This window comes from Bacillus sp. FSL K6-2944, from assembly GCF_038005385.1.
Classification (GTDB): domain Bacteria; phylum Bacillota; class Bacilli; order Bacillales; family Bacillaceae_G; genus Bacillus_A; species Bacillus_A cereus.
On record NZ_JBBOTE010000004.1, the window covers coordinates 244973 to 258952 of the forward strand.

Consider the following 13980-nt stretch of genomic DNA (forward strand, 5'->3'; position numbering starts at 1 on the left):
GATATATAATTCTGATATTTTTCAGAACTTCCTATAATAAAGGTTATGTAAACTAGTAAAAAGTAATTAACTTACTTAAATTCAGTATAGGTCGTTAGACTTCCCCTTTCTCTTTGGATTAATACTGTGTGACGGATTGTAATGAATACCATCCTCATATCTAGGTCGGGTCTCACAATATCATATTTCTGAAGAATATAGCCGTGATTACGAAGAATCTGCAGGTGTTACTTGTAATCTAATTTTTTCCATAAGTAACGAAAAGAACTTACGGACTGTACCGTACTGAATATGCTAGCGTTTAATCTGGTGGTCGTGTTAGAAGGTACTGTATAAATAACCTATATCAAATCCCTTTCCAGGGCTTTTTAGTTTTATAGGAGGTTTTGTATGCCCTAATAATGTAATGAACGTTTTTCGAAAGTTCGCGTGCTGAGCAAGTTGTTTAATCCTTTTAATAAGAAACTCTAGATGTAACCAAGTACATGAATTCCCTTAATAAAACAGATAAATTGCTCAAGTACTCTAAATAAGTTTTTTTGATTTCGGGTCCGATTGAAGGAAATTATCTAACTTTTAGCGTTGCTCCTTATCAGGAAGCACAGAAAGTTTCTTCCAAAGATGATCGGACGCACAATCACGAATCTTTTGTTCTATATATCCGCCAATGTTCTGGCTAATCTGTAAAATTTCTATACCCATAAGTAAAACATATTACTTTGTGGATCCAGGCTATTTCTTTGTATTTTCTCTGTTGACAGCCCTTTCTTATATTGGGATATAAAAGAACCACTCGCACCACGCATTTCGCTTCTACATAGGATTGTCTATTTGCCGGACACTGTTTCTTTTTCGTACCGATAACGCAAGCATATACCGATATAACTTATATTAATATATCTTTATATTTTTATGAATCTTTCAAACCATCAGATTTCCATATACATACAAATCACGTGTTCCACAAAATACGTCTTTTCACTCTCTGTATATTTCCCCTCTTGTTTCGCCACCTCAGTTGGTCACAAAAGTATGTACCATCCCCTGTCAAAAATCGACAGGGGATGGAAAACCTTATAAACTTGGCGGGTTAATTGCCACATTGTAAGGATTCGAACCCACGGCGATGGTTGTCACCTTCATATACATTGAAGAGTTAATAACCGAAACATTGCTACTTCCGCTGTTGATTACCCACATCTGATTATTCATCGTGTTCATCCCCATACTCCAAGGACTCGTGCCCACGGCGATGGTCGTCACCTTCGCGAAACTAGTCCCGTCTATCACCGAGATGTTGTTACTGAAGTTATTCACCACCCACATCTGGTTATTCGCCGCGTCCACCGCCACACCTGCAGGACGCGAGCCCACCACGATGGTTGTTACCTTCGCGAACGAAGATGCGTTGATAACCGAAACGTTGTTACTGTTGGAGTTCGGCACCCAAACCCGGTTGTTCGCCGCGTCCACTGCCACACCTTGAGGATCCGAACCCACGGGGATGGTCGTTACCTTGGCGTACGACGATGCTTCTATCACCGATACGTTGTTACTGTTACTGTTCGTCACCCACACCTTGTTGTTCGCCGCGTCCACCGCCACAGCCCAAGGACGCGTGCCCACTGCAATCGTCGTCACATTCTCAAACGAAGTCCCATCTATCACCGAAACACTATTACTACCATAGTTTGCCACAAACACATTCCCAGCCGGCAGCGTAGGCCCCGTCGGTCCTGTAGGTCCTGTAGGCCCCTGTGGTCCCGTTACGCCATTATCGCCCTCTGGCCCCGCACTTCCTTGTGGTCCCGCTGGTCCCTGCAATCCTTGTGCTCCTTGCACCCCTTGATCGCCTTTCATACCTGGAATCCCAGCCGCTCCTTGCACGCCTTGTGGTCCAGTCGGTCCTGCTGCTCCTTGCGCTCCTTGCGGACCCTGTGATCCAGGCGCCCCTTGCGCGCCTGCTGGACCCGTTGGTCCTGGAGAGCCAGACGGCACATGGGACGTAATCGTCACCGTAAACGTCAGCGTGTTAAACAACTGATTTTTCACCGCGGGACTCGATGTAAGCAGTTCCGCCACAAAAATGGACAGTGCGTTATAGAGGGACTGCATCATATTTGAAATTTTCCCAACCTGCGCCACGCCTTGTAATTGATTCACCGTAGCTAACAGAAGAAACAAACTAAACCGCGTTGCATTCCGTCCAGCTGGTGTCGGGAATTCATTTAATAAGAAGTTGTATAGAAGGTTCAGTTCGTTTTTGAGCTGTACCTGCGTAGCGGGCGTGGGATTGTTGAAGTAAGCTGTTACGGCTAATTGTAAATTGGCAAATAAGTTTAACAGAGCGGCTTCTTGCGCAGGGGTAATCGGAACTGTTGGCGTGATCATCGGTCCGATATCTGGTAGACCGAGGTTTTGATTATTTGAATTGCTGTGATCATTCGTCATCGCTGTTTCCTCCTTGCGGATTGTTTTTGTGTATCCCCTCTACCAAAAATGAGGTACCCTTGTTTTTCTTTGCTAGTAATGTATTACTGACGCCAATCGCCCCCGTCGGTCCTGTTGGTCCCGGAGGTCCTTGTGGTCCGGTCGGTCCCGTTGGTCCGATCACACCATTGTCTCCTTCAGGTCCTTGCACCCCTTGTGGCCCCGCTGGTCCTTGTGATCCCTGAGCGCCTTGCGGTCCCTGATCTCCTTCTTGCCCCTGGAGTCCCGTCACACCTGGAAAACCTTGCGTTCCTTGCGGTCCCTGTAAGCCGGGTGGCCCCGCTGGCCCTTGCGATCCTTGTGGTCCTTGTGATCCCGCTGGTCCTGTTCCCCCTTGCACCGTATTCAGCTTTGTGGATGTTGCTGCAAATAAATTGATGAGAATGACGAACAATTGATTTTGAACGGATGGCGAAGACGTGATCAGAGACGCGACAAATACAGAAAGCGCGTTATACAGCGCATTTAACATCTCTGCGATTTGCCCAACCGGTGCAGTCAAGCTGGCTAACGAATTTGTCGTACCAAGTAAAAGAAACATATTATACCGCGTCGCATTTCGCCCATCTGGCGTCGGAAACGTATTGAGTAAAAACGTGTATAACTGGGTTAAGGCTTGCTGCAAGGCTTGATTCGGCAAAATCGTCGGATTCGCAAAATAATTGATGACTGCCGTTTGTAACTGCTGAAACAGCGCAATCAGCTGTGCTTCTTCCGCCGGTGTAATGGGAATCGTGGGTACCAACAGGGGTATCACATTGTGATCTTCTTGCTTCATGTTATCATTCCTCCTTTTTTTAATACATGCACACACCGTAGCCACGGCTTATGCCCGCCCAGTGCTTCTTCGAGCCACGCGAGGCGCTGGCGGTCAGGTGTAAAATAGTACACCTGCGGCACAGACTTTCCGCCTTTTTCTGCATGTTTCACAAGCCCCTCATACCGGCGCATGTTACAGAGTGTGTGATGCAGATTTTCTCCATTATCGATTTCTACAAGATGCAATCGCTTCCTGTCATACCAATACGCTGCCGGTACCAGTGGATCCCGCTTCACAGAAGACAATACCTCTTCTTGCCACTGCCACGCTGGATACCCACACCACGCCCAAATTTCCTTGCGGTATAAGACATCGTAGATGTCCTGTAACCCACTCAGCATCGTCACATGAGGTGTCCCCAATAACGCACCGCCTTTACTATTGAGTCCAAAAATATGACGAGATGGCTCTTGAATGTTGTGTAAATACGGACGCAGTTGCTCGAGTTTACGCAGGATACTCCGCCGACTATACGCGCCCATATAGGCAGCTAACTGCCCCGTCGTCGTCCACTGGAACTGCTGAATAATCTCGAGCATTTCCAAATCGGTCACGACGGATGCGGCTATTCCCTTTTTTGTCATGATACCCCCTCCTTTTTCACAAAATAGAGTCAACCAAGACAAGGACCCCTGTATCCACAAGGGTCCCACCTCAAAAAATTCCCAATAGGGTGTACTCAAATGGGAATGATACAAATGGGAATCATTCCTACATAGAGGTGTACGTCTCGTGAAACGAACAAGTGAAAAAAATAAATATAATTTTTATTTCTTAATGTTTCTATAAAGCAATTAAAAGCGAATCCTTTTCATTCACCAAGCATACGAATGATTGATTTTCTTTACCAAATGCTTGGGTGTTTGTCTTATCTTTTCTGGGTATTGCCACATTTTTTTGGTGAAATCAGCAAAAAAACTAGCACGAAGGGCTTGGGTATTGTATAGAATACAGTAAACAACGAGATAGGATGATTTTACTTTTTGTGGAAAGAGATAAGCATTTCTTTGTATCACGCGTTGCGTGAGCAACGAACAAAGAAGTTTCCTGTATCTGTTATATAGTTCTAACATTTGGTAATGGGAGCCGTTTTGAATTTTTTTCTTTCGGGTACACCCTATTGGGAACCTTTGTACAGATTCACACCAAACTCGCACTCTTCTAATCCCTCATTCCCATATCCCCATCCATCAAAACAGACAGAATCCGCCCCCGTAGATAATTTCTCCCCCTCTCACACATACTTCTACATCGTCCAACGCTTATCCCACCTGTATTTTCCACCCGGCCTATTTCTTGTCCGTATACGCAAAAGTGCCACCTGTTCTCTCCACTGTGCCATGATGTTCACATCATAGCCAACCAAGAGAAGCTCTTCTTTTCCAGCCCATCGCATACAGTTTCATTTGACGCATCAGATTTCCTACTCGCTTCCGGTTTACTTTGATGCCTGTCTTTTCCAGAACTTTTGTAATTCTTAAAGATCCATACCGCCCCTTATGCTCCTCAAATATTTGCTGTTATTCTTCATATTCACTTATCCAACGATATAGGGTATTAGAATGAATCAATTATTCTCTGGAAACCTCTTTTACAAACATATTCTCTTCCAGTACCAGCTGAACTGCAGCTATTTTAAATTGACGATCATAGACTTTTCTACTCATAAACTGAATCACCTTTCTCTCTTAACTTAGTGTCCAGTTTAGTGTACCATTTCCACATACCTAATGAAACGACCTGTCTAGCTTTCGGGGGTCACTTCACCCTCCCCATCATAAGAGCCTTTTAGTCTTCCTCTACTGAGGGACCTTGCATAAACCAATCTACACATATCTTTACAAACAGAAAAACAGACCCTTGAAATAGTCTGTTCTCAGATAAAAGTTATCATTTATAATCAAGAATCAATTTTTATAGCCTGTCGTACCGGTCCATTTATTAATTTTAAATTTCTTGTACCCATTTGAGTTAATCCAGTATACATAAACCTTCTTTCAGAAGTACGATTCTTTTATACAATCAAACTGTAATCCAGTAGTAAATCACGATCAAAATAACAATGAGTAATCAAATCCTAACATACGAATCAATTAAAAGAGAATCAAACATGTTCATACCAACTAATATGTGAACAATATCTACAATTGCTGGAACTAAGGATACAAAGAATAATCCCTTATAAATTGATTATATTAATAATTCCCGGCGAACACCGATTTTATGAAGCATTTCATAACGTGTACTGTCTTTGAATGCACCAGATAAAATGGTACACATTAAATATCCGTTCCTACAATTTCCATAACACTGCCTATCGTCTTCTCCAGCACTAAAATTACATGTAATTTCAGTGTCGTTTTACTAAAACCAGATGATTCTATAATGCCAAGAAATTCACCCTCTTGAATGGAAAATGATACGTATTTTAACACATGTGATTGGTTTTCTCCTTTTTTACCGTACCTTTTTTAAATGTTTTTTCCATCTATAACTGGTTTCATCATGTAAATTCTTCTATATTTGTGATTACCTTACCTATTTTTATTTTTTGGAGGTGAATTACTATTGATGAATATGACCCTAACCCTACACTTTTGTAAAAACCTATGCACTTTGTAATGGATTCTTACAAAAATGTAGGGAGATATTTCTTTCCTATTACTTGTAAGTAACGAACCAAAAAACAAAACAATGTTGGTTCAATAAACCAAATGCAATTGCTAACGTTCCATTTATGGTGTTCAGGTTGGCTTTAAAAAGGTTTTTTATAAAAAATAATAAAAGCACATAAATCTAACATTTTCTGTTTACAGATGCGTTAAGCGTTTTAAATTAGCTTTCTGTTTTTTCGCAATAACATATAGCTCAATTTACACTTTATTTTCATCAATATGAAACTGAAAATCTGCATAATAATTATAACTACTTGAAAAATGGTATATATTCTTTCGTTATGTGTCTGTTTACAGTTTTTTCTGTTTATGTTTCTGATAATGACACATTAGGCTGTAATGGACTTTTGTCATATTAAAATCCGACGTAAGAAATTAGCTTGGCCTTTTTGTATAAGAAATCTTAGAAACAATCCTAGATATAAATAGGAGTGTTTGCTCTCTGAATATGTTCTCATGAAAAAATAGCCTTCCATATGAAATCAGTTCAAGTATTTATTCAGTTTCATCTATACAGCAAAGTCGATAGTTTTTATGACTCACAACGGTCTTATCGTATGGAAAATCACCACCAATTATTTTTATAATTTCTATTAATACAGATCTCTCATACAGTTTTATTACGATACCTGTAATTTCCATACCATTTCTCTCAAATACGATTGCATCATCTAGTTTTGCTTGCATATTAAACCTCCTCATTATTTTGATTTTGCATTATATATGCGTATAATAAATCTACAAATTTTACATTTTCCTCTTGTAACACACGATCATCATTTTCTCAATGTAACTTAATATGCATGCTCTACACGCAAATGGGCTTTTACTCATATCCTTGTAAGAAGGGATAAAGCTATGAATTAAAAATACTATACTCTATTATTATGAGTGTTTTCTCCTATAAAAAAGGATACATAGATGAAAATATATTTACATATCTAAGTAGAACTATTAAGTGTTGATGCAGTAGCAATTTTGGTATTTATAATACAACAGTATTTTACACATGTATGTCTAAATTGTATCACCCCCTTCCTTTCATGTTTATAAAACCTAATATATCTTGATTTTATTCAATTCCTCATATCATCATGTAGAATCTTTAAATTTACATGTAATAGGAAAATACTTTATAGAACAAAGCTCTATTACGACTCTATTATGTCACTTAAAATGATTTTATATAATTTTTACATCATAAAATATAAAAAAATTTTTTCTTGTTCGAAACAGGAGGAAATAAAAAGTTCTTTCTTTTATAATATAGGACTTCTCTTCCTCGAAAAAGAATTGTATTTTGAGTATACCTACTGTAAATACGTTCATACCATACATCTAGGAATAAAATATCAAATGAAAGAAAAACTGAAAATGATACGATTGTAATGCTTTTCGCTTTTTCTAGTAGGATAATTGCTATAAGTAGGCGTAAGAAAATACCTCCACTTGTAGAATAACAAGTCCTATCAGATATGTTGTATCAAACAACAGATGCTATTCCCTATAGAGAAATAGCATTGAAGAAATGAAAATAGATGCGAAATTTATCAAAGGTACAAAAAAAATGTGATTGTGTTTGATTTAAATGAACCAATCATGGATAATAATCCATATCAAACTATGGCCATGTAATAGGAAAAGGCTATTCATTATAAATAGAAAACATAGACTCCGCAAGGAAAAACGATATCCTTACGTATTTTCGTTTCTTTTTTACATTATATAAATAAAAGAAAAGTGCCGATTTGTTACAATTCAAACCAGTAACTAAATCTGTTGAATGCTACATTAAAAGATTCAAAAAATTGATAAAGTACATGTTTTATTGCATAGAGGCTGACGAAGGGAAAGAGGAACAAGGAAAACAAATTATAGCGCAACATGCTATTCTTTTTTCTTTGGAGATAATCTATTTGATTTTACTGAATTTGATAAAAAAACCATAAGAGATTGAAAAACATACCATAGAAGAAACAAACACTTCTTTTGGAGGTACAATTATTATGTTTCCAAGTCAAATGTATAGTGATGGAGAATAGGTTTAATTTCAATATAATTTGAAACAATTAAATGTGAAGAAAGATAAAATTCATAATTTTTTTACCCGTATTTAACAAGAAGAAATAGTGAAAAATTGAATTATAACAGAGCGCAGCAAGATTGGATGAATATACTGTACCTATTAAAAAGGAGTGTCATTGATAGCTAGATATATCGCTATCGTTATGCAGCTGTAGGAGGGAATTCCATTTTTTTATAAATGTTTATACATCATTATTTCAACTACAACAGTTTAGAGAGGAGTTCTTTTATGTATAAATCTAATTGGATTGCTTTCTTGTTATTTACTATATCCTGGTTGTGCTATATCGTATATTTAACCGGTAATCCACTATATTTCCACCCCATATTTTTGTTATTTATTATGTTGATTACAATGCTAGGAGTCATTTTTTTAGCAATACACATGGTTCGACGTATATAAAATATCTCATTTTCATTGGATTATCGATATATAACATACTTATATGCATTGCAATTCTGAATATAGTATGAGATACATTATCAAGTTACTAGAATCGTAACCCCATTTCTTCAATAATATTGCCTAAATGACATTAGAATTTCGATATATATTTAAAGATCTATCGAAATAAAATCATACAACTAGTATGAGCAGATTGAAACCTTGTTCTTGCCAAGAATGAGGTTTCTTTATACTTGTACTCAACAACTCATGCTATTGGAACAAAGTAGCCATGAGTATATAAAAGGGTTCCGTTGCAAAGTTTTTGGAGCTGAGGAGCATAACATATGGGATATTTTAAAGGAAAACAATTCGAGAGAGACATTATCTTGGTAGCTGTCGGCTACTATTGTCGTTTTTCTTTAAGCTATCGCGACGTATCTGAACTTTTGAGAGAGCGTGGTGTTTCAGTTCATCCTACAACTATTATGCGTTGGGTCCATGAATATGGAAATATCATTTATCAAATTTGGAAGAAGAAAAATAAATCAGCACATTCCGTATGGCATTTAGATAAAACCTATATCAAAGCCAAGGGAATGTGGCGTTATCTTTATCGTGCGATTGATAAGGAAGGTCACACATTGGATATTCAACTTCGCAAAAAGCGAGATCATCAAGCAGCCTATATGTTTATGAAAAGGTTAGTGAAAGCTTTTGGAGAACCAACGGTTCTCACAACAGACAAGGCTCATGCTTTACTTTGTGCGTTCAAAAAACTAAAACATAATGGCTTTTATGTGCATACGAAACATTGTACTGTTAAGCATTTCAATAATCTCATCGAACAAGATCATAGACATAGCAAACGACGTTTTGTTAAATTCGCAGAATTTCAAAATCTGCGCCATGCTTCACGTACATTGAAAGGAATCGAAACGGTTCATGCCATATACAAAAAAAAGAGAAGTCCATTCTAGACTTCTCTTTTTCAACGTACAAGGAATTACAGCAGTTATTCAGAACTGCTTAAACTACAACCGTATTTTGTAAGCAGGTTGATGTTTTTTCAAACTTTGCAACAGAACCGTAATAAACTTATGCCTTATTGTAATTCTTTCAAGCTGTTTTTTGTGACTTCATATTTTTTGATAACAGCTGTATATGGACTTCCTAATTTAGTAGTCTCGCCATTATCAATAGTGTAACGCAGTCTATCTCCTTCAGTATGTGCAATTTCAATTGTATAACCTGCTTTCATTGGAATCATTTTTGATTCATCCGCTAGTTGCTGAGCATTGTTTATAGCTCGATCATACACTACTTCACCAGTAGATTTTTTAACTTTGATATTGGCATAGTGTGAATTTGTAGAATAAATATTAGGTATACTTAGATTAAATTTAATTTGTAATTCTAAATTTTTTGGAGTAAAGGTCATATTTACGAATTCGTTATCCATATATCCTACTAATGACCATTTAAATTGTTGTTCAATTTGTTGATCATTTATTTTTACTAGACCTACATTTAAATCTTTTAAATTATTTTGAGTTACAGTTATGTACTTTGTTAATCCATCACTACCAAAATAAGGAACGCTTCCACCAAAGCGATAATTTTGTGGAACGTTTACTTTCGCATAGTACTTCCCATCGGCCACATCACCAAAAGAATACTTCCCTTGTGAATCCGTTGTAGAACTTTTAATTAAAGATCCATTAATAGTAAATAAATCCATTTTAATATTATTGATTCCAGATTCCCCTGCATCCATCTTACCATTTTGGTTTTTGTCTTCCCACACCACACCTGTATTTTCAGCAGCATATGTTGGCGTAGTCATCACATATTGACTACTTAATAGTGCGGTAGATAATAGTGTTCCATACATTATTTTGTTTAATTTCATAAAATGATTCCTCCCAAAGTTATTTTTCATTGACTTACTAAAGATAACGAATCCGAAAGGTCATAACAAACATAAAAATAACTTTAGGGAAAGGTCATATTTTATATTTTGAGGTTCTGGTGCAACAATAGTGGAATGTGAAAAAAGAATAGAAGATTCCTAACGGAATGGAACTTTATGCTGTTAAACCAAAGAGTTCATTGATAAGATATATCTGCTTTTGGACAGACTTCTCCCCTTGGAGAGTTTGTCCTTTTTTGATCATATGCATAGCTTCTATTCCAGTAATCATTTTTATAGCTGTAGGGAATGATTTCAATCCTAGCATATTCCGAATCCGTTTTTTGATAAACCGATGATCTTGCTCAATGATATTGTTTAAGTATTTTTGTAACTACTCAGCTTCTTCAAATAAAAAAACAGGCCAAATACATGTTTCCGATTCGAAAACATGAAAAGAAAATACTCCAATCAGAGAAAGAATCTATGCCAAATAGAGAAATTCTCTTATGAAGTCGTGTTATTCCAAGGAACCGTTCTAGTTTCTATGACTTGGTTTATCGCTTGTAAGACCGATTGTTTTTGTTTTTTCATGGTACTCATAAAGCTTCGTATCTGACAAAAAGATTCTGCGCCTTTCTTACTTCGGAAAGTCCCAGACACTTTCTGTTTTACTTTCGTCATCCGAATATCCCGTTCTGCTTGATTGTTATCAAATGGAATGGCTGGATGTTCTAAAAACGCTAGAATTCTGTCAGAATACTTGACGAAGCGATTCCATAAATTTTGAGAAGGCGTCTGCTTTCCTTTCTTCTTTTGTTTCGTGGAAAGAATCTGTTGTTCTTTCAATATGGATTGATACATAATAAACAGATTCTTTTGCGTCGCTTTTGGCATGGTACCTTCGGATTGCTTTTTCATCGTCAACGCTTGCGTTAGAAATTTCTGCATCTGTTGTGCCCATTGTTCTCCAGTACTATCTATAATTCCTTGTAAATCTCGTAAGAGATGGGCATTACATAAAACGTGACGACAATCTGTATACGCATCATACGATTTCCAACCATCATGCATCGCAATTCCAGAAAAAGATGGCAAGATTTCTCCAGCATCCATTGCTTCTTTTCCACGTTTTTGATGAATATGTTGCAATGTCACCTCCGGTGTACTGGCAGTATGTAACCATTGTGTTTTGTTTTCTACACGCATACCAGTTTCATCAAAATGGACAACAGGAGACTGCAGAATCTTTTCCTTTACTTCTTTTATGAATGGCTGCAATTGAGAAGCGAAAGCCTGTGTATGATTTACCAGGGTTCCTTCGCTTATAGAATGTCCAAAACAATCCTGAAAGAATTCTTTTGTTCGCTTCAAAGAAATGCATTGATAATGCGTTAAATAGGGAATCAGTCTTTTTATATTTGGACCATATTGAACAGGACGAGATACTGTCGAAGGAAATTGGGCTTCTTGGATAGAATGGCAATGTGGGCATTCTTTCTGTTCTACTTTATGTTCTGTCACTTCGATCTGAATAGGTGGTAAGTCATACACTTGGCGAATGCGATACCCTTTTACAGGCTCGTGGTTCAAGGAAGTATGACAACAAGTACAATATGTAGGAGAATGTGTAATCGTATGATCTGGAGTCGCTGTCAAACCAAGAGTATGTCCCTTGTGGCCCAACTGGCCACCCGTTTGACGATGAGACGGTTTGCGCAAACTTTTTGTAACGGGCTTACCCAAACCATCTGTAGAAGGTGGCTTATGACTATTTTTGGAGTTTTTTTTTGAAGCATTTTCTAGTTCTTGTATACGTTTTTCTAACTTAGAAAATGTTTCTTCAAATAAAGAAATAACAGCTTCAGGTCCTTTTTTATATGTATCTAAAATAATTTTTCGATCGACCATAAGATTCACCTCCCCTGTTTGATATACTCAGTATTTACAAATGGGAGGCATATGAAACTAGTAAAATTTAAAAAAGACACCGAAAGGTGGCTGAGTAGTTACGTATTTTTTTACACGAAGTGGTATACCGTGTGGTATACACTTTTCTTCCTTTAGTTCACGTACTGCAACAGGATAGGCTTTATCGCCATCAGCAGTTATCGAACGAGGTTTTGTGGCATGAACAGAAGCCAAGGCTTTCTTTAGAAAACGTTTGGCAGCCTTCGCATCTCTTTTACGACTTAAATAAAAATCAATCGTGTTTCCTTCAGAATCAATCGCGCGATATAAGTACATTTTCTCTCCTTTGATTTTGATGTATGTTTCATCCACACGCCAAGAATCATTGGTTGGTTTCAAATGTTTTCGAATACGCTCATTTAATTCTGGTCCATATTGATGCACCCATCGCATAATTGTTGTATGTACTAAGAATAATCCTCTTTCCTCCATCATTTCCACTAAATCACGAAGACTTAAGTTGTACCGCAGGTACCAACGTACGGTTAATACAATGATATCAGGCTGATACTGTTTCCATTTGAATATATTTTCTTTTTCCATACTGATCACACACCTTTTTTTAGTAATAGCACCAGTATTGCCAAGTTTGAAAGAGCATTTTCAAATCATTTCGCTTTTTTGCACCAGAACCGTAAATTTGAAACACAGGAACTATTTAATGGAATTCTTTAATTGTTCGAGTAATACCTTGTAATAACCAGCTTTAAAATGTACACCATCTGAATCATGTAAATCTCTATTTTTTTCAAAGATTGGAGATAAGTCAATGTAATCTACTTTCTCTCTTTTGGCTAATTCTTTTAGTTCTGAATTGTATTCACTAATATGTTTATATTGTGGTTTTTCCTCCAAATTTTTATCTGTAACGGGTGTAACAGATAGGAGATGTATTTTTACATTCGGAAGCTTCTCCCTTAGCTTTTGTATTAAGTTAGAATAATTATCTATCGAAAATTTAACAGGGTTCTCGATAGGTTTTCCTTCCAGATCCGTAGGAAGTAGTAAATCATTACTTCCAAAATTCATGAAAATGTGTTCCGGTTTTCTTTTCACTACATCTTCTACTTCATCTAGAGCGAACATTGTAGCTCCACCTGCTGATCCTAAAACATTTTCATCGTCTAAAAATCCATAATAAGATATAGCTTCTATCATAGAATCTCCGAAGAATACACTGTTTTTAAAAATCGATTTAAATTCCTTATTTTCCGGTGATTTTTTTTGCGCAACATTTGGAGCAGTCTTATTTGCTGGTTTTACAGTCTCATTATTTGCACAGGCTGCAGAGGTCCATACAACGGCTCCCGCAAGTAGACAAACACATACTTTCTTTAACATTTCGATCTTCCTCTCCAGTCATTATTTTGTAAGCGATGGTGAATATAACTCTACTAGTTTGTGTTCCATATGATTTTTTCGTTTACAAAATATAGATTATATGTTACAGGTAAAGATAAGATGCAGATTATATCAATATAACTTAAAGAAATTTACGGTTCGAAAATTAATGATCACATAACTTAACAGAAGAAGAATATAACGCTTATATCTCCTCAATTAGATCGGACATTTTATTCAAAAATCGGTTTAATAAAAAATGAAATGGCTTGCTAGTGATTTATTTTAAACCACGTAATAC

The 13980-nt window shown here is 37.0% G+C and carries 7 protein-coding genes and 6 pseudogenes; 1 reads left to right on the forward strand and 12 read right to left on the reverse strand.

The annotated features are described in order from the left end of the window. Positions 1–1074: 1074 nt before the first annotated feature. From MHH55_RS31545 to MHH55_RS31570, 7 genes and pseudogenes are all read right to left on the reverse strand, one after another. Entirely contained in the window at positions 1075–2451 is a 1377-nt protein-coding gene (locus tag MHH55_RS31545; RefSeq protein ID WP_078187576.1) for a YncE family protein, read from the reverse strand. Beyond that, complete coding sequence (locus tag MHH55_RS31550; protein ID WP_078187575.1) at positions 2441–3268, reverse strand: collagen-like repeat preface domain-containing protein; 828 nt, start codon at positions 3266–3268, stop codon at positions 2441–2443. The genes MHH55_RS31545 and MHH55_RS31550 overlap by 11 nt, the downstream gene beginning before the upstream one ends. Continuing rightward, positions 3265–3894, reverse strand: a complete 630-nt coding sequence (locus MHH55_RS31555; RefSeq protein ID WP_340882125.1) for a hypothetical protein — start codon at positions 3892–3894, stop codon at positions 3265–3267. Before MHH55_RS31555 ends, MHH55_RS31550 begins: the two co-directional genes overlap by 4 nt. Positions 3895–4695: 801 nt before the next feature. Further along, positions 4696–4824, reverse strand: a pseudogene (locus tag MHH55_RS36565) (IS3 family transposase); the annotation flags it as partial. Between the two features lie 508 nt (positions 4825–5332). Beyond that, a pseudogene (locus MHH55_RS31560) lies at positions 5333–5593 on the reverse strand (ABC transporter permease); the annotation flags it as partial. Further along, positions 5593–5745 (reverse strand): annotated as a pseudogene (locus tag MHH55_RS31565) (bacitracin ABC transporter ATP-binding protein); the annotation flags it as partial. The pseudogenes MHH55_RS31565 and MHH55_RS31560, both read right to left, overlap by 1 nt. Positions 5746–6480: 735 nt before the next feature. After that, positions 6481–6672 (reverse strand): DUF2187 family protein, encoded by a 192-nt coding sequence (locus MHH55_RS31570; RefSeq protein WP_078187572.1) that lies wholly within the window; start codon positions 6670–6672, stop codon positions 6481–6483. A 2130-nt stretch (positions 6673–8802) separates the two neighbouring features. Here MHH55_RS31570 and MHH55_RS31575 point away from each other — a divergent pair. Further along, positions 8803–9488 (forward strand): annotated as a pseudogene (locus MHH55_RS31575) (IS6 family transposase). Between the two features lie 72 nt (positions 9489–9560). On the opposite strand, the gene MHH55_RS31580 reads toward MHH55_RS31575, so the two are convergent. The 5 genes and pseudogenes from MHH55_RS31580 to MHH55_RS31600 form a co-directional block, all read right to left on the reverse strand. Then, the gene (locus MHH55_RS31580) at positions 9561–10367 is read right to left on the reverse strand and encodes an SdrD B-like domain-containing protein (RefSeq protein WP_176116663.1); all 807 of its coding nucleotides are present in this window, start codon (positions 10365–10367) and stop codon (positions 9561–9563) included. Between the two features lie 175 nt (positions 10368–10542). After that, positions 10543–10755 (reverse strand): annotated as a pseudogene (locus tag MHH55_RS31585) (DDE-type integrase/transposase/recombinase); the annotation flags it as partial. Between the two features lie 119 nt (positions 10756–10874). Continuing rightward, on the reverse strand, positions 10875–12278 hold the full coding sequence (tnpC, locus tag MHH55_RS31590) for an IS66 family transposase (protein WP_100910632.1): 1404 nt from the start codon (positions 12276–12278) through the stop codon (positions 10875–10877). Positions 12279–12377: 99 nt separating this feature from the next. Beyond that, a pseudogene (locus MHH55_RS31595) lies at positions 12378–12881 on the reverse strand (IS6 family transposase); the annotation flags it as partial. Between the two features lie 111 nt (positions 12882–12992). Beyond that, on the reverse strand, positions 12993–13679 hold the full coding sequence (locus tag MHH55_RS31600) for a GDSL-type esterase/lipase family protein (RefSeq protein ID WP_078187955.1): 687 nt from the start codon (positions 13677–13679) through the stop codon (positions 12993–12995). Between the last annotated feature and the right edge of the window lie 301 nt (positions 13680–13980).